Source organism: Martelella sp. K41-7 (assembly GCF_055808365.1).
In genome coordinates this window covers 2,272,575-2,299,302 of sequence record NZ_CM147867.1, presented here as the reverse complement: position 1 = coordinate 2,299,302, position 26,728 = coordinate 2,272,575, and the positions used below count along the sequence as shown (strand labels likewise).

The following is a 26,728-nucleotide window of genomic DNA, read 5'->3' as shown; positions in this document are numbered from 1 at the left end:
GTGATGTTCGTTCTGTCAGTCGAAACTGATTTCGGTAACACGGCCTTTCCAGAACGGTTCGATCCGCCCCTCTCCAGCGCGGGCGATGGTGAATGTGTGGGGGATCATCATCCCCGCCACGGGCCGGTAGTCGCTGCGTTGCGAATGTTCGCCGGAACCGTGATAAGGCGTCGTCAGATCGCCGTCTTCGGTGGCGTCGAAACTTGCGAGGCTGCCATCTTCACGGAAGGTGGCGATCATGCTCGCCTCGAGTCCGAACCCGCTAACTGTCGCCAGCGCGCTGTGTTCGTCGATGGGGTCCCAGCGGACCGGGCCGCCGGGCAGCAACGCCACCGGCATGAGCGGACTTTCCAGCAGCCAACGCCTGAGAGATATCCGGTTGAGTTCCGGAGAGGCCTTTTCGTCAACGACGGTCAGTGTCGAGGCAAGCTTCGCGCGCATCTCCATCTCGCCGTCTGCAAAGAAATCGTAGACCCGTGCTTCGACCCCTGGGGCGATAGGCGTCGTTGCAGCAAAAAGCAGGGCCGGGCTCGACAACGAAATCGTCTGTTCGGCCTGGGTCGGCTCAAACACCTCCGTCAGCGGCCGGCGGAACATGCCTTCCTCAGCAAGGGAAACCACTGTTAAGGTGGGCTTGACATCCTTGATTGCAAAATCGAAATAGCGTTGCACCGGCGCGGGCAATGCTTGCATCTGAGCGTCGGATGGCTGAGGAAATCCGGCCTGCGCGGCAATGGCACGTACCTTGCGCCCATGGCCGGCGATCTCGCGCTCGGTTATGACATGTGAAATGCCGATCCACGCCATCAGCGCGATTACGATGACGGCAAGGGCTGCGGCGGCGTATTTCAGAATCCGTATAAACATAGGGGTCTCCTGGTGCATCGGCCCGAAAGCCGGAAAGGCTGTCGGGAAAGCACGATGGGTCAAGTCGGTAGGGTGATGCGTTCTTTGCGCGTGCGAATGGAGCAGGGCACGTCAGGCGTTGGCATGCGAACCCGGTTGCGCGCCGGTCGCGATCAGGAAACGCATCAATGAGTCGACGGATGCGATAGCCGCGTCACGGGGATCTTCATTTTCAGCCACGGGCGCGCGGTCGAGAAGGGTGAGCATCGCCGCCCCGTGAACCGTCGACCAAAGCAGGAACGCGATCTTTCCGGCCTCGGCTTGCGGCAGGTATCCCGCCGCCTGACAGGCTTCAACCGCGCCGACCAGGACGCAGAGGCAGCGAGCGCCGGTATCCGTCTCGAAAGGATTGCCGGACATGCCCGTTTCCTTCGGGGGATCGAACATCAGGCGGTAGAGATTCGGGTTTTCAAAGGCGAATTGGAGATAGGCCAACCCGCCATCCCACAGCCGGTCGATGGGAGCGGAGTGATGGCGCGCTGCCGTTTTCAGCTTCTGATCGAGCATCATCCTGAAGCCTTCGTCGTGCACGGCCCTCAAAAGCGCGCTCTTGTTGGAAAAGTGGGTGTAGAGCGCCGGTGCGCTGCATCCGATCTGACGGGCGATCCGACCAAGCGAAATGTCATCGATCGCACAGGTCGACAGAAGGCCAACGGTAGCGGTGACAGCGGCCTTCTCAATTTCGATCTGCAGTTCCTTGCGTGGGCGGGCCATATTTCTTCTTCTTTCTATTAATTTAATTTCATTAAATTAATACCGTTAAATTTATTATGCAACTCTTTTTTGATGCTGGGCTTCGGGAGGCGGCGGCACAAAGGCCAAATTGGGTAGAGGCCATGTCCGGAATTTGGGGTTAAATCGTTTCATTTTTGCCGCCCACCTTTGCGATAGCGCAAAGCCCGCCTGCATGACGGTCTCCTAAAGTCGAGCCGAAGCACTTGACGCTTCGCTCACTCCACAGCACTCTCGTGTCTGCCCACAGGGCGTGGAGGGAAAGAGGCGTTCTGCGGATTAAACGGTGCGGTTTACGCTGTTGTCCTGAAGTTTATTCAGGGCAGCAGAATGGGCTGGCCGGTGAACAATTTCGGCGGATCCGGGCGGCTGAAGCCTTGTTCCGGACCCTGCCGTAGAGGGAAGGAATGCGAGAAATGACGATACTGCTTGCCGTGATTGTCTGCGGCCTGTTGTCGATCGTGTATGCGCTCTGGGCGACGCGTTCGGTGATGGTCGCCGATCAGGGAACGCCGCGCATGAAGGAAATTGCGGGCTTTATCCGGGAGGGGGCGCAAGCCTATCTGCTGCGCCAGTACACCACGATCGCGATCGTGGGTGTGGTGGTCTTCGTGCTGGCCTGGCTGCTGCTGTCATTGAGTGCGGCGATTGGCTTCGTTATCGGGGCCGTGCTTTCGGGGGCCGCGGGCTTCATAGGGATGCATGTTTCCGTGCGCGCCAATGTCCGTACCGCGCAGGCCGCGTCTTACAGCCTGCCGGCGGGTCTCGACATTGCGTTCAAATCCGGCGCGATCACAGGCATGCTGGTGGCCGGCCTCGCGCTTCTTGGCGTGTCGGTCTACTATTATTACCTCACAGTTATCATGGGGTATGCGCCGAATGATCGGCTGGTGATCGACTCGCTGGTCGCACTCGGTTTCGGCGCCTCGCTGATTTCGGTGTTTGCCCGTCTCGGCGGTGGTATCTTCACCAAAGGTGCCGATGTCGGCGGCGACCTCGTGGGCAAAGTCGAAGCAGGCATTCCCGAAGACGATCCGCGCAACCCGGCGACGATTGCCGATAATGTGGGTGACAATGTCGGTGATTGTGCCGGCATGGCGGCGGACTTGTTCGAGACTTACGCGGTTTCGGTTGTCGCCACCATGGTGCTCGGTGCCATCTTCTTCGGTGGAGCCGCCATTCTCGGCGATGTCATGCTGCTGCCGCTCGCCATATGCGGGGTCTGCATCCTGACCTCGATCGTCGGTACCTTCTTCGTCAAGCTCGGCTCCAATGGCTCGATCATGGGCGCGCTCTATCGCGGCCTGATCGTCACCGGCCTGCTGTCTATTGTCGGGCTTGGTCTCGCCACATGGGCGACGGTCGGTTTCGGTTCGCTGGGCGAGGTTGCCGGTCGCAACATCACCGGTCTCAACCTGTTCTTCTGCGGCATTGTCGGCCTGATCGTCACCGCGCTGATCGTGGTCATTACCGAGTATTACACTGGCACCGGCAAACGTCCGGTGGTCTCCATTGCCCAGGCCTCGGTCTCCGGCCATGGCACCAATGTGATCCAGGGTCTTGCCGTCTCGCTTGAGGCGACGGCGCTTCCCGCAATCGTCATCTGCGGTGGCATCATCTCCACCTATCAGCTGGCAGGCCTTTTCGGCACGGGCATCGCCGTTACCGCCATGCTCGGCATTGCCGGTATGATTGTGGCGCTCGACGCCTTCGGCCCGGTTACCGACAATGCCGGTGGGATCGCCGAAATGGCGGGGCTTCCGCCGGAAGTCCGCAAATCGACCGATGCGCTGGATGCCGTCGGCAACACCACCAAGGCTGTCACGAAGGGCTATGCCATCGGTTCTGCGGGGCTTGGTGCACTGGTGTTGTTCGCTGCCTATTCGAACGATCTCGCCTATTTCGCGGCCAACGGGGATACCTATCCCTTCTACGCCAATATGGGCGATATCTCGTTCTCGCTGTCGAACCCTTACGTGGTTGCAGGCCTGATTTTCGGCGGCCTCATTCCATACCTGTTCGGTGGCATCGCCATGACGGCGGTCGGTCGTGCGGCCAGTGCGGTCGTCAGCGAAGTGCGCCGCCAGTTCAAGGAAAAGCCCGGCATCATGAGCGGCACTGAAAAGCCGGATTATGGCCGTGCCGTTGATATGCTGACAAAGGCCGCAATCCGCGAGATGATCATCCCCTCGCTGCTGCCGGTTCTGGCGCCGCTGGTTGTCTTCTTCGGTGTGTGGCTGCTGTCGGGTTCGAAGGCCTCCGCCTTTGCAGCCTTGGGTGCCTCGCTTCTGGGCGTGATCGTCAACGGCCTGTTCGTCGCCATTTCGATGACCTCGGGCGGTGGTGCATGGGACAACGCCAAGAAGAGCTTTGAGGATGGTTTCGTCGATGCGGACGGAGTGACCCACGAGAAGGGATCTGAAGCCCACAAGGCTTCCGTAACCGGTGATACGGTCGGCGACCCCTACAAGGATACGGCCGGACCGGCCGTGAACCCGGCGATCAAGATCACCAACATCGTTGCGCTACTTCTGCTGGCAGTCCTGGCTTGAGGAAGTGTCTTCGGGCATTTGCCCGAAGGACAACATGCCGTGAACAAAAAAAGACCCCGCTGCAATGGCGGGGTTTTTTTGTCTGATGGCTGGAAACTCGCGGCTATCCCCGACAATTCTGGCCAGCCCCTGTCATCAAAGAGGTTGCCCCTCCAGGCCGCCGCCGCGCGCCAGAATGGGGCGCGAGGCGTGTCTGTGGCTGCGACTTACGGAATGGCGTTGCTACCGGTGTTGAAGAAGTCGCGGGCGGCGCTGGAGCCGGAGCCCTGCAAGATTTGCTGGATAAAGGTGATATCCTTGCCTCCGGTCGGTGTGATGTCGGACGCCATGTCTACAACGCGGCCATCCTGCATTGTGTACCGGGCGATCTTGTCAACACGGCCCTGACCGTTGAAATAGATCGCGAGAATTTCCTGGTCCACGAGGCGCGGCTTCTGGAAGGTGAACCGGCGCTCTTTCTTCTGTGAAATATAGAAGAAAACCTCGTTGTCGAAGGTCGCGGTGGTCGACGGCTCGCCCAGTGTTAGCAGAACCTGTTCGCGGCTCGATCCTTCCTTGACCAGTTGCAGCATCTCGTCATCAATGACGTAGCCCTGATAGAATACGTCCTTGCTGCCAATAACGTCCGTTGTCGAGCAACTGGCGGCCAGAAGCGTGACGGCGACGAGTGCACCTGCGGTAGCCGGACGAACCGGCGTCAAATCAAAATACTGTCGGCGCGTCTTCAACATAAACTCCCTAGCAAAATTCACTTTCGGGCCGGACAGACCAGCCGCCAGCTGTCATTTGTTTCATCCGCGATGGCACCGAAGCGCCAAACGGCGGTATCAGCAACGATTCCCGGTTGCGGGCAGGCGATGCGCAAACTACCATTGAAATGGTTCGGTTTGGGGACACAGACCGACTGTTACCGGAATACTTCGAAGCCTCGCGTTTTCCAATATCACTGGATAAACCAGCTTTGGCCCGGATGCAATTGTGACGGGCGTGTTGCAGTCATAGGTCACAGCGGATTGAAGAGAGTGGGATGGTACTTAGGATTTTCGGCAGGGCGCGTGCGAACAAGCAGATCGTACAGCGTCAATATGGCGTGATCACGGCGACTGCGCGCCAGCCATGCTTTTATACCGGCTGCAATGTGCCCGACACTGTAATGGGTCGTTTCGAAATGCTCTCGGTGGTCATGATTCTGTTTCTGCAGCGCACGTCCAACTCTTCGGAAAGCGGAAAGCAGCTGGCGCAGGAGGTTATCGACGCCTTTTTCATGGATATCGATTATTCGATTCGCGAACTGGGCGTCGGTGATAATTCGGTGCCCAAACGGATGAAGAAACTTGCGGGCATGTTCTACGGTCGCCTGGAGCGCTATGTCCGCTGTCTTCAGGATCGCGATCTCGATCAGCTTGCTATTGCGCTTTCCCACAATATTCACGATACGGAGGCGGACCATTCCCAAATGGCAGAGCTCTCCCGCTGGATGCTGGAAAACGCCGACCACCTTGACCGGATTGACGAAATTGTGGTGGAGACGGGGATGGTGAGTTTTCTCGTACCCGAAAGCGTGGAGACACGACGTGCCTGACAAGAACACGAATGAAATTCCGCTGCCGTTTGCGCGGCCCTTCGCCGTGGCACGTGCAGCCGCCGTTCCCTTCGATATGCGAATTGATGCCGAAGCCGGCGAGCTTGGTCCGACTGCGGATTTTCTGAATGTCGATGCCGTCACAAGCCTTTCCGCCGATCTCAGGATTACGCCGTGGCGGCGCGAGGGGGTGAGGGTGCGCGGGCAGGTGAGGGCACATGTGGTGCAGTCCTGTGTGGTGACGCTTGAGCCGATCGAAACTGATATCGACGAGGCGGTGGATGTGACTTATCTGCCGGATGGCTCCAGGCAGTTCCGGCGCAAGCTGAATGAGGAAGGGGAGCTTCTTGTTGATCCTGAGGGCCCCGATGATCCCGAACCCTTCAGTGGAACCGAGATTGATCTCGCTGCCGTGGTGATGGAAGCAATCGGGCTTGCAATTGATCCCTATCCGCGAAAACCGGATGCCGAGCTGCCGGCTGACGTTAATGATGATGAAACAGTGGAGGAGGTCGCTCAGGAAAAGGTATCGCCTTTTGCTGTTTTGAAGAACTTGAAAGGTGGCGGATAGCGCGGCTACAGGCTGAGCTCCGCGAGCGCGGCCCGCAAAGGAGTAGTGTCTTTCAGCCGGGATGCAAACCCGCTATCACAGGCCCTTCGGCAAAACACATCTAATTTGGAGTTTTTGTCGCTCGGCAGTTGTTTCACGCAGCAAAAACGGTATTTTGGCCCGGCTTTTCCGGATGCAGCTAACAGGGATCTCGAACGTTTGATAAGAATTTCCATTGATGCCATGGGAGGGGATATCGGGCCGGAGGTTGCGATCGCCGGAGCTGCCCAGGCGCTGACGCGACACCCGGACATCAGCTATCTCCTTTTTGGAAAGTCGGCTGTTCTCGAGCCGTTGCTTGCGACCTATCCGAAGCTTAGGGATCAGGCGCGCGTGGTCGATTGCGAGATTGCTGTTGGCATGGAGGAAAAACCGAGCCAGGCTTTGAGGCGTGGCCGAAATGTTTCCAGCATGTGGCGTGCCATCGAGGCCGTGCGGGACAATGAAACCGATGCGGCGGTTTCGGCAGGCAATACCGGCGCGCTGATGGCGATGGCGATGTTCTGTCTCAAGACCATGCCCGATATCGACCGGCCGGCTATTGCCGGAATATGGCCCACACTCAGGGGCGAGAGCATTGTTCTCGATATCGGCGCCACCATCGGTGCTGATGCCAAGCAGCTCCTCGATTTCGCTCTTATGGGAGGTGCAATGGCCAGGGCGCTGTTCGAACTGAAGAAGCCGACTGTTGGCCTGCTCAATGTCGGCGTCGAGGAGGTGAAGGGCGTGGAACAGGTCAAGGAGGCCGGCAAGTTTCTGCGCGAGGCGGATATCGACAATCTCAATTATGCCGGCTTTGTTGAAGGCGATGATCTGGGCCGGGGCACGGTCGACGTTTTCGTCGTTGAAGGGTTTACAGGCAATATCGCGCTCAAGACAGCAGAAGGTACGGCCCGCCAGATCGCGGAATATCTACGCTCGGCGATGTCACGCACATTGATGTCGCGCATCGGCTATCTTTTTGCGCGCGGCGCGTTTCGCATGATGCGCGAGAAGCTGGACCCGCGAAAGGTCAATGGCGGCGTGTTTCTTGGCCTCAACGGCATTGTCATCAAAAGTCACGGCAGTACCGATGCTGAAGGCTATGCTTCGGCCATCGAAGTTGCTTACGATATGGTGCATAACGGACTGCAGGCGAAGATTCAGCATGATTTGAGTGAGTATCATGCACGCAATGAATCACCCATGGGGCCGGAAGCGGCCTGAAGCGGGCAGTTCCGGCTCAGATGCCCGCCAACAAGGAATAAAAACATGATGCGTTCTGTCGTCTGTGGTTTCGGTGCTGCGCTGCCAAGGCGTGTTGTCACAAACGACGAGCTGCGCCAGCTTGTGGACACGTCCGATGCCTGGATTCAGCAGCGCACCGGTATTCGTCAGCGTTACATCGCTGAACCCGACGAGACCACCGCTTCGCTCGGCGAACAGGCTGCGCGCAATGCCCTTGAAAATGCTGGTCTGACGCCTGCCGATATCGACCTGATTGTTGTTGCGACCTCAACACCGGACAACACCTTTCCGGCAACGGCGGTGAATATTCAGAACCGGCTTGGCATGGAGCACGGCTTTGCCTTCGACATGCAGGCGGTCTGTTCCGGTTTCGTCTATGCTTTGACAACGGCTGATAACTATATTCGGGCAGGCCGCGCACGCCGCGTTCTCGTGATCGGCGCGGAGACGTTTTCCCGGCTGCTGGACTGGACGGACAGAACGACCTGCGTGCTCTTCGGCGACGGTGCCGGCGCGGTCGTGCTTGAGGCGATGGATGAGCAGGACGCCGGCGGGCGCGGTATCATTGCAGCCAGCCTTCGCTCGGACGGCTCCCACTGCCAGAAACTCTATGTTGACGGCGGGGTTTCGACCACCGGCGATATCGGTCATCTGCGCATGGAAGGCCGTGAGGTTTTCAAGCATGCTGTCGGCATGATCACCGATGTAATCGAGGCGGCGCTGGCCGAGGCGGAGATCAGCATCGATGAACTCGACTGGCTGGTTCCACATCAGGCTAACCGCCGGATTATTGAAGGGTCCGCCAAGAAGCTCGGCATTTCCCTTGACAAGGTGGTCGTAACGGTTGACCGGCATGCCAATACCTCGGCGGCCTCCATTCCGTTGGCGCTGGCTGCAGCTGCAGGCGACGGCCGTATCAAGCGCGGCGATATGGTAATGCTGGAGGCCATGGGCGGCGGTTTTACATGGGGCGCGGTTCTTTTGCGCTGGTAGAGGGCGCTCCTGTGTCAATTCAGTTGGCGCTGCCGCTTGACCGCTTCGCCGGTCGGCAATAGTGTTCGGCTGACGGGGAAATTTGAAAAAAAACTGGGATGCGGCAATGCCTGGCAAAACTGTGACGCGTGCGGATCTGGCAGAGTCGGTATTCCGCAAGGTGGGGCTTTCGCGAACGGAATCGGCTGAGCTGGTCGAGACCGTAATCGATGAGATATGCGACGCGATTGTTGAGGGGGAGACGGTTAAGCTTTCCTCTTTCGCCACTTTTCAGGTGCGCGACAAAAATGAACGCATCGGTCGTAACCCCAAGACCGGTGAGGAAGTTCCGATTTCACCGCGGCGGGTGATGACCTTCAAGGCATCGAACGTGCTGAAGCAGAAAATCCTTAAGGCCCACCTGATGCGCAAGCAGAAGGCCGAAAAGGTCGCACAGAAAAACGCTTCCTGATCACGCGCCTTCACGGTCGGCGTCAATCGCCTTGTCATCAGCCTGCGATCGCGTTCAAATACCGATGATTCGATCAGCTTGGCAGGTGAGGATGGTTAAGCAGCATGGATAAGTCTCCCGAGGCATTTCGCACCATTTCCGAAGTCGCGGAAGAGCTGGAATTGCCGCAGCACGTGCTGCGATTCTGGGAAACGCGCTTTACACAAGTCAAGCCTATGAAGCGCGGTGGCGGGCGGCGCTACTACCGCCCGGAAGATATCGAGCTTCTGAAGGGCATTCGCCACCTTCTCTACGATCACGGCTACACCATCAAGGGCGTGCAGAAGCTGCTGAAAACCAACGGAAACCGTTTCGTGACCGCAATCGGCAGTGGTGACGCCGAGATTCTGGAAACACTCACAGTAGCTCCCGAAAGCAGGTCCGCTGACCAGCAGCCCTCTATGTTTGATGACGACCAGATCGTCGGCCGATCCAAAAAGGCCGGTGGAACAGGTTTTTTCCGTCGCAAGAAAGACGAAGAAGGAACGGTTGACGCTGCTGCGGGGCTTGCGCGTTCGGATGACGCGCTGCTTCAGGAGGTTCTCTATGATCTTCTGGAGTGCAAGCGATTGCTCGATCAGGTGCGTTGAAACTTTCGACGACCGCCGCTTTCCTGCCTTGACGAACCGAACGTGGCCTATCACTGGCCTTGCAGTTCCCCGGCATTACCTGTCAAACGTCAAAAGTGGCTTGATGCGGCTGCGCCATAGTGTCCTGCCTGTACTGAAACCCATTGCCTTTGTAGCCCAAATAGCCTGATTCTGCTTCCACCAGTGGTAGCGGAGCTGTATCCTTTTCGATGCCCGGGCGTGGTTTTCGCGACCTGTATGCGCATCGCGACCGGTGATCCTTATGCGGCAACCGTCGATGTTGGAGAACAATGATGGCAGAGAATGCACGAACCCAGGACATGGAGAACATGCCGGTCGAAGCTGTCCTTGCGGCGCTTAAGGTCGACGCGCAGCGCGGATTGTCCCAGGCCGAGGCAGGGGAGCGGCTTTCCCATTATGGTCCAAACGCATTGCCAGAGGAAAAGACCAGCCTTCTGAAGAAACTCGCGGGACATTTCGTCGGTCCGATTGCATTCATGATCGAGGCTGCGGCCCTTGTCTCGTTGATCCTCGGCGATTGGGGCGACTTTTTCATTATTTTCGGCCTTCTCGTCTTCAATGCTGGCCTGGAGTTCTATCAGGACAGAAAGGCGACCAGCGCACTTTCGGCGCTGAAGAATTCGCTTGCCCCACAGGCAACCGTCTTACGCGACGGAGCATTTTCGGTCGTAGACGCGGCCAGCCTTGTTCCCGGTGACATCATCAAAATACGACTTGGCGGCATCGTTCCCGCCGATGTGCGACTGGTATCCGGAGAGTATGCCTCGATAGACCAGGCCGCGTTGACGGGCGAATCGTTGCCGGTCAACAAGAAGGTGGGAGATACCGCCTATTCGGGAAGTGTTGTGAAGCAGGGCGAGATGGCCGGTGTGGTCACCTCTACCGGCTCCGAGACCTTTTTCGGCCGTACTGCAAAGCTGGTGGCGGGGGCTGGCGCTGTCAGCCAGGCTCAGAAAGCCATGTTTCAGATCGGCAATTTCCTGATTGTGGTGGCCGTCGTGCTGGCGCTGATCATGGTCGCCGTTCAGGTCTATGTCGATATCGTCAAGTCCGACACCTGGGGGCTTGCCGACGCGCTCGGCATTCTGCAATTCGTGCTGGTGCTGCTGGTCGCCTCCATTCCGGTGGCCATGCCGGCGGTGTTTTCGATCACGATGGCGCTCGGCGCGCTTGCCCTTTCCAAGGAGAAGGCCATCGTCTCCCGGCTCTCCTCCATCGATGAAATGGCGGGAGCGGACATCCTGTGCTCCGACAAGACCGGAACGTTGACGAAGAATATTCTGACGCTCGGTGCGCCCATTCCGATTGGTAATGCGGCACCCGGGAATATTGTTCTGGCGGGGGCGCTCGCCTCGCGGGCTGAAGATGGTGACGCGATTGATGGGGCTGTGATTGGCGCATTGCCCGACGCGTCTGTTCTCGGTCAGTATACGGTCGGCAAGTTCACGCCGTTTGATCCGGTCTCCAAGCGGACGGAAGCGACGGTGAGCGGACCTGACGGGCGGTCGTTCCTGACATCGAAGGGCGCGCCGCATGCCATCGTTGCGCTTGCCGGCGCAGGACAGACTATCGCAGCAGAAGTCGACTCTCAGGTTGCCGAACTCGGCGCCAAAGGCTATCGCGCGCTTGCCGTTGCCCGGTCCGATGACGGTGGCGACAGCTGGACGCTTCTCGGTATTCTGCCGATGTTCGACCCGCCGCGCGATGATCTCGAAACAGACCATCGCGAATGTCCGCGCCAAGGGCGTAGAGGTGAAGATGATCACCGGCGACGACACCGCGATTGCAATGGAAACAGCGCGCCAGCTCGGTCTCGGTACCAATATCCTTACTGCAGCGGACGTGTTTCCGAAAGATATGGATCCGGATAATGTGCCCGGTCCGATCGCCAACCGGATCCTCACCGCCGATGGATTTGCGCGGGTTTTTCCGGAGCACAAATACGCCATCGTCAAGACCTTCCAGAAAAACGGGCACCTTGTGGCCATGACTGGTGACGGAGTCAACGATGCACCGGCGCTCAAACAGGCCGATTGCGGCATTGCCGTATCCGGTGCCACGGATGCTGCCCGGGGTGCAGCCGCGCTGATCCTGACTGCGCCGGGGCTTTCCGTGATCCAGAATGCCATCGACGAGGCCCGCCGGATTTTCGGGCGGATCACCAGCTACACGATTTATCGCGTGGCGTTGACGATGGACATCATGTTCCTCGTCGTGCTCTCGACGATCTTCCTCGGCTTTCAGCCGCTGACGCCGATCATGATCGTGCTGATGTCACTGCTCGATGATATTCCGATCATGACGGTGGCCTACGACAATACCAGCGTTTCCGAACAGCCGATCCGATGGCGCATGCCGCATCTCCTCGCCGTTTCGGCGGTTCTCGGCTTTGCCTCAATCGTTCAGTCCTTCGGTCTGTTGCTGATGGGGATGGAGGTGCTGTCGGAGCCTGCGCGCTGGCCGGGACTGGGCCTGACAGATCAGTCCCATCTGCAATCGATGATGTTCCTGCAGCTGATTGCCGGCGGGCATCTTCTGATGCTGGTCAGCCGCAAGGAAAACTGGTTCATGAAAAAGCCCTATCCGGCCAGGCCTCTGGTCATCGCGATCCTTGCAACACAGCTTGTTGCCGTTTTGATGTGTGGCTTCGGTATTCTCGTTCCGCAAATCCCGTGGAAACTTATCGGCTTCGTCTGGGTTTACCTGATTGTGTGGTTGTTCATCATCGGACTTGTGAGGATCGGCATAGATCATGTGCTAGAGAACCGCAGTGCCCGACGGGCCATGTCCATTGATGTGGTCAACGAGCGACTGTTCCGTTAGTTTGGGTTGATATTGCTGGGAGGCAAGCCAATGGATTTTCGCGACAAACTGAAGATCAAGCCGGGAAGCACGGTCCGGCTTGCCGACATAGACCCGTCATTTCATGGTAACATCGAAGACAAGGCGGCAGGCAAGGATGCGCTGGCTGACGTTCTCGATGAAATCACGCCGCTTCAGGAAAAGCTCTATGCCGAAAAAAGGCACGCCCTTCTGGTCGTGCTGCAGGGCATTGACGCGGCAGGCAAGGACGGCGTCTGCTGGCATGTGATCCGGGCGATGAACCCGCAGGGCACCTATGTCGCCAGTTTCAAGCAGCCGACGGATACCGAAAAGGCGCATGATTTCCTATGGCGCGTGCATCAGCGCACGCCGGCGCTGGGGCAGGTCGGGGTCTTCAACCGGTCGCATTACGAGGACGTTCTGGTGGCCCGCGTCCACAATCTCGTGCCGGAGCATGTCTGGTCGAAACGCTATCGCCAGATCAACCATTTCGAGGAGTTCCTGGCCGAAAACGGTGTCAGCATCGTCAAGTTCTTCCTCTATATCTCCAAGGACGAGCAGCTGGACCGGTTCGAAAAACGCCTGGAGGACAAGGAACGCCAGTGGAAGATCTCCGCCTCGGACTATTCCGAACGGGAACGCTGGGACGATTATATCGGTGCCTATGAGGATATGCTGTCGAAATGTTCGACGGATCACGCGCCGTGGTATGTGCTGCCTGCCAATCGCAAATGGTTCCGAAACCTGGCGGCTGCCGAGATTATCCATCAGACCCTAATCGATATGAAGATCGAAACCCCACAGCCGAGTGTCGATCTCAACGAGATCCATCGCCGTTATCATCATGCCGTCCGCAATGGTTCATCATAGGCGATCAGCGCTAGTGGTCTGATTCCAACATTTGGTTCCCCTCGCTGCGACCTCATCAGCAAATGTTGGAATCATAGGGACCACCAGCAAGTATATGTTTTCTAGTGGAATTTTAGAGTTTGACTTTTGATGGACGAGGTCGCTGAAACGAGACACAAATGTCAAATTCACTCCACTAGACCGCGTTTGCTCTTCATGTTGGCCGCGTCTACGCATGAGTTGACGTAATTGGGCGCTTCTTTTGTTGCGACGAGATCGATCGAGGTTCCGATCCGATCCCGGAGACCACCGACAGTTCGTTTGGGCCACCTTGCATAAAAGCGCCTTCAATTTCGAGAATGACTTTTCCATCGGATTAAGGTCAGCGCTGACGTTGCCCCAGAATATCCGGGCGAACTTGCTCTACGGCACGGCCCATCCTTTTTGTGTGTCTGGCCGTGGCGAATGAGGAAACGATGACGTGCCGAGTTGCTGATCGCAACGCCATGGATAGCAAGAGCATCACGACGTTCAAACAGGGTGCACTCTCTGTTCTTGCCGCGCCATGACATGATCAGGTCGGCATGGGCTTGGGTCTTGTGGGACTTGCGGTCACCGCCCAGGGCAAGGTGGAGCATCGCCTTGCTGTGCATGGAGGCTCCGCCAACGGTTCACGTTTGCCGCAGCTTCGCGTTGACAGAATTTTTTATACAACTGCATTTGGCAGCGGATCCCCGCGCAAATGAGCTTTCAGGTTTCTGGCTACCGCTTCAGCCATCCGGTCTCGTGTACGGTTTGTGGCACTCCCTGCGTGGGGTGAAAACACAATATTTTCCAGAGCGAGCAGACCTGGATGCGGATGCGGTTCATTCTCGAAAACATCGAGAGCCGCGCCGCGGATCTGCTTGCTCTGAAGCGCGGTTGCTAGTGCTGCTTCATCGACCACAGTTCCCCGGCCGACATTGACAAGCCAGCCGTCTTTGCCAAGTGCCTCGAGAATGTCGGCATTGACGAGATGTCTTGTGTCGTTAGAACCTGGCGCGATAACGATCAGCCAGTCACAGGCTTTGGCCATTTCCTTCAGGCTTGAATAGAAGGGGTAGGGCTCGTAGGACTGCTGGTTTCGCCCGTTATAGACCACGCGCATGTTGAAAGCCTGCAGCCGCCTCGCAACTTCCTTGCCGATCCGCCCGAGGCCCAGAATGCCGGCGGTGCGCCCTGTCAGCTCATCCTGCATGGGATATTGGGCATCAGCCCAGTGCCCTTCGCGAACATAACGGTCGGCATTCGGCAAGTCTCGCGCTAGCGACAGCATCAGACCGAGGGTCATTTCCGCCACGCAATCGTTCAGAACGTCGGGCGTGTTTGTGACATGGATGCCAGCAGTACGCGCCGCCCCGACATCAATTCCGTCATAGCCGACGCCAAATGAAGCGATAAGCTCCAGTCTGGGCAGCGCCTGAATCACGTTTGCATCAGGTCCTTGATGGCCGGTTGTTGCAATGTAGCGAAGGTCTGGAGCAAGTTTGCGCAGGAGCTCCGGCTTGTCTTCCGCTTCCCAGTACCGGTGCACGGCAAAGTCCTCTTCGAGAAGCGCGGTCATATTGTTGCTGGCCGGTGGCCCCATCTGAAGAATGTTCGGTTTAGCCATGTTCTCTAGGCCTCTGTTGTGGAATTGCGTTTGAGGCGGCGCATCAGCAAGGGAAGAAACCAGATTGCGATAACCGCGATGCCGAGCCCGGCGGCGATGGGGCGCTCGAAGAACCCAAGGAAGTTGCCATCGCTCTTGATCATCGATGTCACAAAATTGTCCTCCAGCATTGGACCAAGCACGATGCCAAGAATGGCCGGCGCAATGGGAATATCATTCTCTTCCATGACGAAACCGATCAGTCCGAACACCAGCATGATGAGGATGCCGGCAACCGAGTTGTTGATCGCAAAAGAGCCGGTGATGCAGAACAGCAGAATAATGGGCATCAGTATCTTTTGCGGAACCGACAGGACCTGGCTGGCAGCCCGAATGGCCAGCCATCCAAGTGGTAGCATGACCAGATTGGCAAGAAGGAATACAAGAAAGACCGCGTAGATCATCTCCGGTTGGAACAGGAAGATTGTGGGGCCAGGATTGATACCCTTCACATAGAGAACGCCGATCACAATTGCTGTAATGGAATCGCCTGGAATGCCGAATACGAGAGCGGGTATCCAGGCCCCTGAAACGGCGCCATTGTTGGAAGAGCCGGCTTCGACGATCCCTTCAACATGTCCCTTGCCGTACTTCTCGGGCGTGCGGGACAATTTCTTGGAGACCGCATATGAGATCCACGCCGCGATATCAGCACCCGCTCCCGGCAGTGCGCCGATTGCGGTGCCCAGTGAGGCGCCTCTTAAAACCTGAAACTTATACCGTCTCAGATTTGCCAGTTGTGGGCGTATGATTTGTCCGCGAACCGGTGGCGGCTGACGTGACTTTCCCGGATGAACATAATAGCGAATCACTTCCGTCATCGCGAAAAGTCCGATCATGGCAGGGATGAACTGAATTCCCGCGAGAAGCTCTATGGAACCGAATGTGTAACGTGCTTCCGCGGTTGGGTTGTTCTGTCCGATCAGGGAAGCCGTGAGGCCCACAAACAGGGAGATAAGGCCAAGCGTGGCAGAACCGGGGGCGACGAAGACGGCGCAGGACAGGCCAAGCAATACCAGCCAGAAATATTCGAAAGATGAGAATTTCAGGGCAACTTCTGCAAGTTGCGGCGCTGCGAGCGCGAGGACGAGTGTCCCGAAAATTCCACCGATGACCGAGAAGAAAAGACAGGCGCCGAGCGCTTCGTTGCTGCGCCCCTGCTGCGTCATCTTGTAGGCATCTTCAACATAAGCCGCTGAAGCCGGCGTTCCCGGCATCCGCAAAAGCGTACCGGAAATGTCGCCCGAAAAAATCGCCATAGCCGTTGCCGTGACAATCGATGCCAGCGCCGGAACAGGATCCATAAAGAAGGTGAGGGGGACCAGGAGGGCCGTTGCCATTGTCGCGGTCAGTCCCGGTATAGCCCCAACAAACATTCCAAATACGGCAGAAGCCAATATCACCATCAGCACGTTGGGCTGAAACACCAGTGCGAACGCATCAAGATAGACCGACATCACACACCTTCCTGTCGGCAGAACCTGCCGCTATCATGCTAGAAACGAAGAAAATCCGGGCCCGGAAGGGGCACCATCAGCAATCGCCCGAAAATCAGATAGACGGCGACAGCCGCCGCTGCTGCCGTTGGCAACGCCACGAGAACGCGCGTTTTGGCAAGCACCATCAGGGCAAATACCAGCGGAAATGCCACGCCCAGGAAGCCGAACTTGTCCGACAGCAGAACATAGGCGAGCACACCGGCAACAGTCGCCAGCATGCCGGCAACGCGACGTGGATCCCTGAGCCACTCCAGAATTTCGAGGCGTGGCGCATGCTGTCCTTCATGCCGCGCTTCGATGAGCAGTGCCAATGCTATGAGAATACCGAAAACTCCGACAACGCGGGGCATTGTGTCGGAGCCATAGGACTGGTTTGGCAATGGAGAAAACATCCAGGACGAGGCGAATACAGCCAGTCCCGCAAAGAGCATGACAATTCCGAGGAGGAATGTGTTGGCTTTCATGAGCGAGTTCCCGAAGAGGGGCGCGGAAAGGTTCCGCGCCCGAGCACTGAAGGGTGATAGCCTCTCATTCTGCCGTGAGGCCAGCCGCTTTCATGACTTTGCCCATCGAAGCGTCAGAATTGGCGACAAAATCGATGGCGTCTTGCCCCGACATCCAGACCATGCCCTGACCGCGTCCTTCCATGAACTTTTTGTATTCCGGGCTGTCATAGGCCTTTTTGACGGCCTCCGAGAGACGTGCATTGACGTCATCCGGCAATCCGGCAGGAGCGAACACGCCGCGCCATGCCGCCATCGTCCAGTCCGAGCCGATCGCCTCTTTCAGTGTTGGCACATCCGGGAATGTCGGCAACCTGTCCTTTGACATCGTCGCCAGAGCCTTGACGCGGTCGGCCCGGATCATGGCCTCCCCCTCGCCAAGCGAGGATGTCACCATGTCAACACCACCGGCCACCATGTCGGTGAGGGCGGGAGCGGAACCCTTGCTGGGAACCCAGGTTACCTGATCTGCGGGCAGTCCCTGATCAAGCATCAGCCCTGCAAGTGCAATATGCCAGATGCCACCCTGTGCGGTGCCAGAGGCCTTGAACGTTCCTGCAGGCTGGCTCTTGATTGCCGCCATCAGGTCGGCTGCCGTGTCAAAGTCCGAGCTGGACGAGAACGCTGATACCGGCAGGATCCTGATTGACGATGCCGAGAATGTCGAAGTCCTTGTAGGACATGTCCGTAAGGCCCTGCCAGTGCAGCATGCCAATCTCAACGGTCGCAATGCCGATCGTGTAGCCATCCGGCTTGGCTGTGGCGATAGTCGAGTGTCCGACCACGCCGGACCCTCCTGTGCGGTTGACGACATTGATCGGAACGCCCAGGTCTTCCTGCATGACCGACGCGATGATCCGCCCGACAGCATCCGTTCCGCCGCCAGCTCCCCAGGGCACGATCATCTGTATCGGTCGTGAGGGATAATCTGCGGCCTGAACGCTGTTTACGCAGGTCATTAATGCCGCAGCTGTTGCTGCAGCGGCGACGAAAGTGCGCCTCTTCATAGTAATCCTCCCGAATTAAGCCTGAGCTATGAGACAACGGACGTCCTCCTCCGTGTTGTTTCAGCTCCGCGGCAACACAAACACAATGCCTGATGAATGTCATTTGCGGAATGATACTTCTGCGATGAAAAGATTGCTCCCACTGATCGTGTTTCGTGATCGCTCTCTGGTTGAGCGTGCGGTCGCGCACGTATTCAGGGTGACGGCAAGGTCTGCGGGTGCATGATCGTGTTTCTCGATCGATCATGGCAAATAATTCATTTTTCAGAATGGCCCAACATCGCTAGCCATATCTCGGGAGCCAGCGATGACTTGAGAAAAGGTATCGCTGCAACGAGTTTCGGAGGAGTTTATGGAAACTGCTGTAATCAAGCACGTTCGGGCGTCTGTCGTCCGCGGGGGCGGCGCTGACTATCATGATCAGGGCGAAGGACACTGGATTGACGACAATATTTCGACTCCGATGTCGAAGTATCCCGCCTATCGGAAAAGTCGCCAGTCGTTCGGAATTAATGTCCTCGGAACGGTCGTTGTCGAGATCGACACAGACGGTGGACATTATGGCTTTGCGGTTACGACCGGCGGAGAGCCTGCCGCCTTTATCATCGAAAGACATCTGGCGCGATTCCTCGAAGGTCGCAAGGTGACCGATATCGAGCTGATGTGGGACCAGATGTATAATGGGACGCTCTATTACGGGCGTCGAGGCATTGTTCTGAACGCTATCTCAGGCGTTGATCTGGCGTTGTGGGATCTGCTGGGGCAGGTCAGGCAGGAGCCGGTGCACGCGATGATCGGTGGCGCGGTTCGCGACGAAATCCGTTTCTATGCAACGGGCGCGCGACCTGATCTGGCAAAGGAAATGGGCTTTATCGGCGGAAAAATGGCACTGCGCCATGGTCCGGCACAGGGAGCCGAAGGCGTTCGTGCGGAACTTCAGCGGCTCGAGCAGATGCGTAACGCGGTGGGCGAAGACTTCTGGCTGATGTTTGACTGCTGGATGAGCCTGGATGTGAACTATGCGACCAAGCTTGCCGTTGCCGCTCACGAATTCGGGCTCAAGTGGATTGAAGAGGCGCTTCCGCCTGATGACTATTGGGGCTACGCGGAACTGAAGAAGAATGTTCCTCGCGGCATGCTTGTTACAACCGGTGAGCATGAGGCGACCAGATGGGGTTTCCGTTTGCTGATGGAGATGGACTGCTGCGATCTGATCCAACCGGACGTTGGTTGGTGTGGAGGCCTGACCGAACTTCTGAAGATTTCGTCCCTTGCGGATGCGCACGGAAAGCTCGTAGTGCCGCATGGATCAAGTGTCTACAGCTACCACTTCGTTTGCACACGCCAGAACAGCCCATTTGCCGAATTCCTGATGATGGCGCCGGCAGCAGACAAGGTGGTTCCGATGTTCACACCGATGCTCGAAGGCGAGCCGGTGCCGGCTGGCGGTCGGTTGAAGGTTTCGGAGCTGGATAAACCGGGCTTTGGCGTGACCCTCTCGCAGGAGATCAATCTCGAAAGGCCATACACGCACTGAATGACGTCTACTGCCTCTTTCAAACAGGAAGGGGCAGCAAAAGATCGTGCACGGGGTAACAGAGGAGGAGATTACCCATGTCTATGATGAAGCGCCGTACTTTCGGCAAACTTACCCTTGGTCTTGCCGCGGCAGCGGCATTGGGAAGCCAGGCATCTGCGCAGACAACCATTCGTCTGGCGCATCACCTGCCAGAGACCTCCGAGCAGCATATCGCGGCGACACGCTTTGCCGAATTGGTTGATGAGCGGAGCGATGGTGAGCTCAAGGTTGTTGTCGTTCCCGCCGGCCAGATGGGCGGGCAAAGGGAGATCATTGAATCCGTTCAGATGGGTACATTGGAAATGGGTTACGGTGAGAGCGGCCTTTACGCCAATTATGTGCCGGCCTTCGGTGTGCTGACGCTTCCCTATCTCTATGACGGGCGTGAGCACTGGACCAATGTCGTGACCGGTGAGGTCGGGACAGGGCTTGCCGATGAACTCGAACAGGCAACCGGCCTTGTGGTCATGAATTGGATTCTCGCGGGCTACCGTGACACATATTCCAAGGGCAAGGTGTTCGACACGCCTGAAGCTTTCGACGGCATCAAGATCTCGCGTGCCGGAAAGTCCCGTTTTTATTGAAACGTTTCGTGCGCTGAATGCGCAGCCAACGCCAATTCCCTCACCGGAAATCTACACAGCACTTCAGACTGGCGTTGTCTCCGCAATGGAGGGGACGCCGGAGGTTGGCTACATTCAGAAGATGTATGAGGTGACCGACAATCTCAACATGACACGGCATATTCTGTTTGACGGTTCATTCGTCTCCAACAAGTCATTTCTTGACAGCCTTAATGACGACCAGCGCGAAATTCTTCTGACAGCAGCAGAAGACGTGGCCGTTCTTCAGCGCAAGGAATCACCCGAACGTGAAGCCGCATGGTTCGAAAAGCTGGCTGAGACCGGTCTCACGATCAATGAGTTCGATCTTGCACCTTTCCGGGCAGCCCTTGTCCCGGTCCAGGACAGTTTTGCAGAAAAGGCGAATGCCACTGATGTTGTAGCGGCGATCCGGGCTGCCGACGGAGAGTAACAATGACAATGCGCAGCCGGGGCGCCGCCCCGCGTCGCGTTGCCGATCTGACCATCAACGCCGTTGCTGCGTTGATGGTCATCGTCTTCGCAGTGATGATGTTTCTCGTTTTTCTTCAGGTCTTGGATCGGTTTGCTCCCGGGCCGAGCTTTTTCTGGACGGAGGAGGTCGTGCGGATTCTCCTCGTCTGGTCGGTCATGCTTGGTCTTCCGGTGGTGCTCTACTACCGGGAGGAAATTATTGTGGACATGATTTCGCTGTCTGCGGAGATGGAATTCTGGCGCGGTCGGCTGGCCTCTACCCTTGGCATCGTCTTTTTGCTGGTGCTGGCTTGGCAAGGTTACCTGTTCACAGCCCGTTCGGCGGCGTTTTCGTCTCCCACGCTGGGACTCTCCAGAGCCTGGATGTACGCGCCCATCCCGATCGGAGCTGCTCTGGGCGCTATCGCTCTTTTGATCAGGCCCGGCCATTCGTTCTTGCCCATCGGCTTAAGCGATAATGAAGGAGACGAAGAGTGACCGTCCTTTTGCTGTTCGCCGTCTTTATTCTGCTTTTGATTATCGGCGTTCCGATCTCCTTTGCTATGGGGTTGTCAGCGGTTGCCATCATTCTCGGCTTGCAGGGCGTGCCGTTGCTGATCTTGCCGCAGCGTTTCTTCTCTTCGCTTGACAGCTTCCCTCTTCTGGCCATCCCACTGTTTATTCTGGCCGGCAATCTGATGAACGTCTCCGGCATTACCCACGCAATCGTGCGGTTTGCCACGGCATTGGTCGGTCATGTCCGGGGCGGTCTGGGGCAGGTCAATATTCTGACCAGCCTTATGTTTTCCGGCATTTCCGGTTCCGCCGCCGCTGATGTCGCTGCCATCGGCTCCATGCTGCTGCCGGCGATGAAGCGTGAGGGCTACAAGCCTGAATCCGCGGTTGTCATCACGGCTGCATCGGCCATTCTGGGCCCGATTATTCCACCAAGCCTGCTGATGGTTCTCTATGGTGCCATGACCGGGCTCTCGATCGGCACTCTGTTTCTGGCTGGTATCCTGCCGGGTCTGGTTATTGCCGGACTTCTTATGGCCTTCACATGGTGGAAGGCAGATGAACTGGGGGGCAAGCGGCATGAACGGGCGGGATTTTATGAAATACTCATGAGCCTGAAGAAGGCAGCGCCTGCTCTTGTCCTGCCGCTTCTGATTATCGGTGGTATTCAGTCTGGTATCTTCACCGCCACGGAGGCCGGTATTCTGGCCGTCGTCTACGCCCTGATTTATGGCGTCTTCACCGGTCAGCTCCGGTTTGCAAATTCTTGGCGCTTTTTTCGCGAATCTGCGGTCTCGACCTCGTCGATCCTGATCATTCTCGGCGGTGCGGCACTGTTCTCATGGATCATTGCCCGCGAAGGATTTCCTGCACAGCTTGCAGCGGCGCTGACTTCGCTGACTGACAACAAATACATCGCTCTGGGGCTGATTGTGTTCGCCTTGCTGGTTCTAGGCATGTTCGTTGAAACCATTTCGGCTCTGATTTTGGTTACGCCGATGCTGGCACCCCTCGGTGCGGCCTACGGGATTGATCCGATCCATTTTGCCATCGTGACGATCATCAGTGTGCTGCTTGGCTCCATAACCCCGCCGGTGGCCATTATTCTGCTTCTGGCCTGCCGGATTGCCAATGTCAGCTATGCCAGGGTGCTAAGACCGTTCCTGCCCTATTTCGGGATCATTCTGATCGGGCTTATCGCTATCACCTATCTGCCGCAGATCACGCTTTTCATCCCGAATGCATTGTCGCGCTGAAGGTAAAAAATATCTCAAGGAGGAGTTCATGAACATTATTGATCTGAAAGACCGTGTGGCGGTCATTACCGGTGGCGCCCAGGGAATAGGGCTGGCCGTTGCAAAAAGGATGGTTATCGGCGGCGCAAAAGTCTCGATCTGGGACGTGGACGACGCCATAGGCAGACAGGCTGCCGGCGAACTCGGCTGCGATTTTCGGCTTGTCGATCAGCGAGATCTGTCGGCCGTGGAGAAGGTGACGCGAGACACTGAAGACGCCATTGGCGGAATTGATGTTCTCATCGCCTGTGCAGGTATTGCCGGAGCAAACGCACAGGTTCGGGAGTATGATCCGCAGGAATGGCTGCGCGTGATGGACATCAACCTGAACGGCGTCTTCTATCTGAACCGGACAATTGTTTCGGGTATGATCGAGCGGGGATACGGGCGTATCGTCAATATTGCTTCGATTGCCGGCAAAGAGGGCAATCCCAATGCCTGTGCCTACTCGGCTTCCAAAGCTGGCGTTATCGCGCTAACGAAATCGCTAGGCAAGGAAACGGCCGACAAGAATATCTCGGTCAATTGCGTTACGCCCGCAGCGGCGAGAACCCGGATTTTTGATCAGATGACGCAGCAGCATATCGACTACATGCTGTCGAAAATTCCGCGCGGTCGCTTTCTGGAAGTCGATGAGGCTGCCGCAATGATTGTCTGGCTTGCTTCAGAGGACAACAGTTTCACAACCGGCGGCGTATTCGACCTTTCCGGTGGTCGCGCAACATATTGATCCCTCAAACGGAAGAAAAGACATGAAGCTATTAAGAGTAGGGCAGCCGGGTCACGAGAAGCCCGCGATACTGGATGCAGAAGGGAATGCGCGCGATTTCTCCGCCCACACTGCCGATATTGCAGGTGATGCGATCACGCCTGAAGCGCTAAGGCGGCTTGCGGATATCGATCCGCAATCTCTGCCGCTTCTGGCAGAAGACCGGATCGGACCTTGCGTCGGGCGGGTTGGAAAATTCATCTGCGTTGGCCTCAACTATGCCGACCATGCTGCGGAAAGCGGCATGGCCGTGCCGGATGAGCCTGTCATCTTCATGAAATCAACAAGCGCCATTTGCGGCCCCTATGATGAGGTCCTGGTGCCTCGCGGTTCTGATAAATGCGATTGGGAGGTCGAATTGGGCGTCGTGATCGGGAAGGGCGGCGTTTACCTCTCCGAGGACGAGGCGATGGACCACGTCGCCGGCTATTGCGTTGTCAATGATGTCTCCGAAAGAAGCTTTCAGATCGAGCGTTCGGGGCAGTGGGTGAAGGGAAAAAGTGCCGATACGTTCGGTCCTATAGGCCCCTGGCTTGTGACCGCCGACGAGATCGGCGATCCGCAAAATCTGAAGATGTGGCTGGAAGTGGACGGAAAACGGCACCAGGACGGCTCCACTCGCACCATGGTTTTCGGGGTCCGCCATCTTGTCTCCTATATCAGCCAGTTCATGTCCCTTCAGCCGGGAGATATCATCTCAACCGGCACGCCCCCCGGCGTCGGCATGGGGTTGAAGCCACCGGTTTACCTTTCGGGCGGGGAGATCATAAGGCTTGGCATTGAAGGGCTTGGCGAGCAGCAGCAGAGCGTCGGCCGTGCCTGATATACTCCGTTCAAGCCACGATTGAGCGGAGCTTTCCGACAAAGACTTCGGCATTGGGGGAGAGAGGCTCATTGCGCCTTCGAACAATGCCGAAGCCATCAATTTGTTTGCCGATCGGGTCATGAAGAGCTGACAGAAGGTTTGCGTTGATGTGATCCCGCACGACCGAGATTGGCAACACTGCCACGGCATCGCTACTTTGCAGGAGCTGAAGAATGGCGAAAATCGAGGCAGATTCGACATAGTTGACCGGCGCGCCCAGACCATGTTCTGCAAATGCCCTGTCGAGAAGCTTCCGCGTCGGATTGATGCCGGGCTGCATGATCCAAGGCCAGGCATGAAGCTCCTGCAGTGTGATGTCGTCGCGACCGGTGAGTGGGTGGTCGGCCCGCGCAACTAGGCGCAAGGGTTCTTCGCCAAGCGGTTCGAAGTCAAAAAGCTGCCAGTGGCGCGAGGTGCTGAAACGTCCCACAGCGACGTCGATAGTGCCGTCTTCGAGCATATCGAGGATCTGGTCACTGGTTTCACCAAGCAGTCTGATAACCAGGCGAGGGCGCTCCGCCTTCATTGCGGCCACAGAACTTGCAATCAGATCCGGGGCCGCACCCATGATGGCACCGACCACAAGAAGTCCATGGCCGCCCGATATCTTCGCTTCAAAATCTTCTGAAAAGCGGTCGATCCTGACAAGGATGGAGCGCGCAAAATCGGCCACGTCATAGCCCATATCCGTCGGCGTCATGCCACGCGGTTCTCGCACAAAGAGCGCTGCACCGAGAAGTCCCTCGAGATCCTTCAGAATCTTCGACGCTGTCGACTGAGTCATGCCCAGTGTCTCGGCAGCTCGGTGCATGTTGCCTGTGTCGGCGAGTGCCGTGACGACCGTCAACTGCTTCAGGCGCAGCTTTGCCGCGAAATTACGATCCATGAGATACGGCTCTCCTCGGTGCCTGACCCAGTGGCAGGCAGAATTTCATATCCCGTTTGATGACTTCAAAATGGCGACATGTCCAGCCAACGCCATAACATGTGGGGACAAGCTCTGTGAATTATCAGCGTCAGGGCGCTGCTGTGTGACTCGGGATTGCAATCAGATCGATAAGGCCCGTCGGAGCGAGAGGCGGCGTGATACGACTGAATATGGATTCTGTATCCAGTTAATTGATCGACGCACAGATGTGATACAAAATATGTATCGTGATGTGAGTTGGTGAGTGTGGACGGCGGAGATCCTCTGTTCCTTCTGCGCTCATTGCAGAAGGACGATAGATGGTCACGTTTTCCACCGCCGCGGCGGAAGTCACCATCAAAAGCGATCCTGACGCTTTCGTCAGGCCGGCGCGATTCATTCACAATAGGCGTCAGAAGCTGAAGAGGCCGAACTGGTCACGCCGGAAGCATGATGCGTTACATGCTGGAGTTCTATTTGGCTGGTGCCCACGGTTGGGCAACCGTAATCAGTCCGCATCTTCATGAAATGAGGTGGCGCCGGCCATAGAAACGGCAACAAACGCAAGAAGTGAAAAGTCCTCACTTTTAGGCTAACATATTGATTTCACGACAGTCTGGTGCGCGTCTTGGGGTTTCATTTTTCTTTCGGCTGTCACAGGAGGTGTATCGACTGTTGAAACACTAATCGAACAAACCGGGGGCTTTTGTTCCCGATATCTGCATTTGAGAACAAATTTTCCGTTTTTGTTTCATAAATCCAAATTCCCCCTTGCGCGCGGAATTTCGAAAGTCTAATGGGAACGGGCCGTTATGGCTGGTCGGGGTGTAGCGCAGCCCGGTAGCGCACTTGACTGGGGGTCAAGGGGTCGTGGGTTCGAATCCCGCCACCCCGACCATTTAACCAAACGATTTCAAAATCTTGGCCCCGCGTTACCTTTTTCAAAACTACAATGGTTTACTCTTTTTAGCTCGGTTTACAATTTGTGTTCTGCTTTCGATCTTTTCGACGGCAGCCCCGGACACGAGGTAGTGCTTGCGAATGATGCTCTCAGCGTCCTTTTCGGCGTGACCAGAGACCTCGGCAATTTCTTTGATTGACGCGCCATTCCGATAGGCAAGCGTGATGAATGTTCCGCGTAAGTCATGGAATGTCTTCCCTTCGATGCCAGCAGAAGCCGCCGCCTTGCGCCAGGACGATTTGAAACCGCTTGTCCATGGCTTTCCTCGGCTGTTTGTGAGGATCGTAACAGCATCACTTCGCGGTGCGCTGTCGAGACATTCTCGCAGTGCCTTTGATGTTTTGACGCGAACGTGTGCCCCGGTTTTCCCCTGCCTTAAATATATCGATTGGCCGTCATAAGCTGACCATGTGAGCTTGAGCAAATCTCCCTGGCGCTGACCGGTCCACAATGCGAGCATCATGGCGCGGACAAGCGGCTCGGATGCCACACTTTTGAAATTCTCAATTTCGTCATCGGTCCAGATTACATCGCGGCGCGATCCGTCGCTGATTTTTTCGACATGTTCAAGCGGATGCCTGTCAACGGCGGCGTAAAAACCGGCCACGGGGCGGAGCAAAAGTCGGCCACCTCGGGCGCAGGTATGAGGCCCGCGGGAGGGCGTAGCCCGAGCGGGGGCCTCATACCTGCGTAGCGATTTTGAAGGG

The 26,728-nt window shown here is 57.0% G+C and carries 25 protein-coding genes, 1 tRNA gene and 2 pseudogenes; 17 read left to right on the top strand and 11 right to left on the bottom strand.

Translation table 11 applies throughout. From position 1 onward, the window contains the following. Positions 1-15 precede the first annotated feature (15 nt). Both AC0L7L_RS10910 and AC0L7L_RS10905 read right to left on the bottom strand, forming a co-directional pair. Positions 16-867: a DUF6920 family protein gene (locus tag AC0L7L_RS10910; RefSeq protein ID WP_473508981.1), complete on the bottom strand. Its 852-nt coding sequence runs from the start codon at positions 865-867 to the stop codon at positions 16-18. Positions 868-978: 111 nt separating this feature from the next. Then, positions 979-1,620, bottom strand: a complete 642-nt coding sequence (locus AC0L7L_RS10905) for a TetR/AcrR family transcriptional regulator (protein WP_272211934.1) — start codon at positions 1,618-1,620, stop codon at positions 979-981. A 434-nt stretch (positions 1,621-2,054) separates the two neighbouring features. On the opposite strand from AC0L7L_RS10905, the gene AC0L7L_RS10900 reads away from it, so the two are divergent. After that, complete coding sequence (locus AC0L7L_RS10900) at positions 2,055-4,190, top strand: sodium-translocating pyrophosphatase (RefSeq protein ID WP_473508980.1); 2,136 nt, start codon at positions 2,055-2,057, stop codon at positions 4,188-4,190. Between the two features lie 206 nt (positions 4,191-4,396). On the opposite strand, the gene AC0L7L_RS10895 is transcribed toward AC0L7L_RS10900, so the two are convergent. After that, positions 4,397-4,918, bottom strand: coding sequence for an outer membrane protein assembly factor BamE (locus tag AC0L7L_RS10895; RefSeq protein ID WP_473508979.1), 522 nt, complete (start codon positions 4,916-4,918; stop codon positions 4,397-4,399). A 299-nt stretch (positions 4,919-5,217) separates the two neighbouring features. On the opposite strand from AC0L7L_RS10895, the gene AC0L7L_RS10890 reads away from it, so the two are divergent. From AC0L7L_RS10890 to AC0L7L_RS10850, 9 genes are all read left to right on the top strand, one after another. Further along, entirely contained in the window at positions 5,218-5,772 is a 555-nt protein-coding gene (locus tag AC0L7L_RS10890) for a ubiquinol-cytochrome C chaperone family protein (RefSeq protein WP_272211933.1), read from the top strand. Next, positions 5,765-6,343, top strand: a complete 579-nt coding sequence (locus AC0L7L_RS10885) for a YceD family protein (RefSeq protein ID WP_473508977.1) — start codon at positions 5,765-5,767, stop codon at positions 6,341-6,343. The genes AC0L7L_RS10890 and AC0L7L_RS10885 overlap by 8 nt, the downstream gene beginning before the upstream one ends. 198 nt (positions 6,344-6,541) lie before the next feature. Beyond that, positions 6,542-7,588 carry a phosphate acyltransferase PlsX gene (plsX, locus tag AC0L7L_RS10880; protein WP_473508975.1) on the top strand — a complete coding sequence of 349 codons (1,047 nt, stop codon included), beginning with the start codon at positions 6,542-6,544 and terminating at the stop codon, positions 7,586-7,588. Positions 7,589-7,633: 45 nt separating this feature from the next. Further along, a complete protein-coding gene (locus AC0L7L_RS10875) occupies positions 7,634-8,602 on the top strand; it encodes a beta-ketoacyl-ACP synthase III (RefSeq protein WP_272211926.1) in 969 nt (322 codons plus the stop codon). 106 nt (positions 8,603-8,708) lie between these two features. Continuing rightward, positions 8,709-9,053: an integration host factor subunit alpha gene (locus AC0L7L_RS10870; RefSeq protein WP_473508973.1), complete on the top strand. Its 345-nt coding sequence runs from the start codon at positions 8,709-8,711 to the stop codon at positions 9,051-9,053. 104 nt (positions 9,054-9,157) lie between these two features. After that, a complete protein-coding gene (locus tag AC0L7L_RS10865; RefSeq protein WP_272211925.1) occupies positions 9,158-9,682 on the top strand; it encodes a MerR family transcriptional regulator in 525 nt (174 codons plus the stop codon). Between the two features lie 293 nt (positions 9,683-9,975). Next, on the top strand, positions 9,976-11,574 hold the full coding sequence (locus AC0L7L_RS10860) for an HAD-IC family P-type ATPase (RefSeq protein WP_272211924.1): 1,599 nt from the start codon (positions 9,976-9,978) through the stop codon (positions 11,572-11,574). After that, positions 11,462-12,526, top strand: coding sequence for an HAD-IC family P-type ATPase (locus tag AC0L7L_RS10855; protein WP_272211923.1), 1,065 nt, complete (start codon positions 11,462-11,464; stop codon positions 12,524-12,526). Before AC0L7L_RS10860 ends, AC0L7L_RS10855 begins: the two co-directional genes overlap by 113 nt. A 30-nt stretch (positions 12,527-12,556) precedes the next feature. Continuing rightward, a complete protein-coding gene (locus tag AC0L7L_RS10850; RefSeq protein ID WP_473508971.1) occupies positions 12,557-13,396 on the top strand; it encodes a polyphosphate kinase 2 family protein in 840 nt (279 codons plus the stop codon). Positions 13,397-13,763: 367 nt separating this feature from the next. On the opposite strand, the pseudogene AC0L7L_RS10845 reads toward AC0L7L_RS10850, so the two are convergent. From AC0L7L_RS10845 to AC0L7L_RS10820, 6 genes and pseudogenes are all read right to left on the bottom strand, one after another. Beyond that, positions 13,764-14,062 (bottom strand): annotated as a pseudogene (locus AC0L7L_RS10845) (IS630 family transposase); the annotation flags it as partial. Between the two features lie 19 nt (positions 14,063-14,081). Continuing rightward, positions 14,082-15,026 (bottom strand): 2-hydroxyacid dehydrogenase, encoded by a 945-nt coding sequence (locus tag AC0L7L_RS10840; protein WP_473508969.1) that lies wholly within the window; start codon positions 15,024-15,026, stop codon positions 14,082-14,084. Between the two features lie 5 nt (positions 15,027-15,031). After that, entirely contained in the window at positions 15,032-16,522 is a 1,491-nt protein-coding gene (locus tag AC0L7L_RS10835) for a tripartite tricarboxylate transporter permease (protein WP_272211919.1), read from the bottom strand. A 38-nt stretch (positions 16,523-16,560) separates the two neighbouring features. Further along, positions 16,561-17,028 (bottom strand): tripartite tricarboxylate transporter TctB family protein, encoded by a 468-nt coding sequence (locus AC0L7L_RS10830; protein ID WP_272211918.1) that lies wholly within the window; start codon positions 17,026-17,028, stop codon positions 16,561-16,563. 64 nt (positions 17,029-17,092) lie between these two features. After that, a complete protein-coding gene (locus AC0L7L_RS10825; RefSeq protein WP_473508967.1) occupies positions 17,093-17,650 on the bottom strand; it encodes a tripartite tricarboxylate transporter substrate binding protein in 558 nt (185 codons plus the stop codon). 16 nt (positions 17,651-17,666) lie between these two features. Further along, on the bottom strand, positions 17,667-18,074 hold the full coding sequence (locus tag AC0L7L_RS10820; RefSeq protein ID WP_272211916.1) for a tripartite tricarboxylate transporter substrate-binding protein: 408 nt from the start codon (positions 18,072-18,074) through the stop codon (positions 17,667-17,669). Between the two features lie 352 nt (positions 18,075-18,426). On the opposite strand from AC0L7L_RS10820, the gene rhmD reads away from it, so the two are divergent. From rhmD to AC0L7L_RS10790, 6 genes and pseudogenes are all read left to right on the top strand, one after another. Then, the gene (gene rhmD, locus AC0L7L_RS10815; RefSeq protein ID WP_473508965.1) at positions 18,427-19,611 is read left to right on the top strand and encodes an L-rhamnonate dehydratase; all 1,185 of its coding nucleotides are present in this window, start codon (positions 18,427-18,429) and stop codon (positions 19,609-19,611) included. Between the two features lie 77 nt (positions 19,612-19,688). Continuing rightward, a pseudogene (gene dctP / locus AC0L7L_RS10810) lies at positions 19,689-20,573 on the top strand (TRAP transporter substrate-binding protein DctP); the annotation flags it as partial. Between the two features lie 117 nt (positions 20,574-20,690). Next, complete coding sequence (locus AC0L7L_RS10805) at positions 20,691-21,206, top strand: TRAP transporter small permease (RefSeq protein WP_272211912.1); 516 nt, start codon at positions 20,691-20,693, stop codon at positions 21,204-21,206. Further along, positions 21,203-22,480, top strand: a complete 1,278-nt coding sequence (locus AC0L7L_RS10800; RefSeq protein ID WP_473508963.1) for a TRAP transporter large permease — start codon at positions 21,203-21,205, stop codon at positions 22,478-22,480. Before AC0L7L_RS10805 ends, AC0L7L_RS10800 begins: the two co-directional genes overlap by 4 nt. A gap of 28 nt (positions 22,481-22,508) precedes the next feature. Then, positions 22,509-23,249: an SDR family NAD(P)-dependent oxidoreductase gene (locus tag AC0L7L_RS10795; RefSeq protein WP_272211909.1), complete on the top strand. Its 741-nt coding sequence runs from the start codon at positions 22,509-22,511 to the stop codon at positions 23,247-23,249. Between the two features lie 22 nt (positions 23,250-23,271). Then, on the top strand, positions 23,272-24,111 hold the full coding sequence (locus AC0L7L_RS10790) for a fumarylacetoacetate hydrolase family protein (protein ID WP_473508961.1): 840 nt from the start codon (positions 23,272-23,274) through the stop codon (positions 24,109-24,111). Between the two features lie 10 nt (positions 24,112-24,121). Here the strand turns inward: AC0L7L_RS10790 and AC0L7L_RS10785 are convergent, their stop codons facing one another. Further along, positions 24,122-25,039 carry a LysR family transcriptional regulator gene (locus AC0L7L_RS10785; RefSeq protein WP_272211908.1) on the bottom strand — a complete coding sequence of 306 codons (918 nt, stop codon included), beginning with the start codon at positions 25,037-25,039 and terminating at the stop codon, positions 24,122-24,124. Between the two features lie 842 nt (positions 25,040-25,881). On the opposite strand from AC0L7L_RS10785, the gene AC0L7L_RS10780 reads away from it, so the two are divergent. Further along, a tRNA-Pro gene (locus AC0L7L_RS10780) sits at positions 25,882-25,958 on the top strand. Between the two features lie 49 nt (positions 25,959-26,007). On the opposite strand, the gene AC0L7L_RS10775 is transcribed toward AC0L7L_RS10780, so the two are convergent. After that, positions 26,008-26,640 carry a tyrosine-type recombinase/integrase gene (locus tag AC0L7L_RS10775; RefSeq protein WP_473508959.1) on the bottom strand — a complete coding sequence of 211 codons (633 nt, stop codon included), beginning with the start codon at positions 26,638-26,640 and terminating at the stop codon, positions 26,008-26,010. Positions 26,641-26,728: the final 88 nt, after the last annotated feature.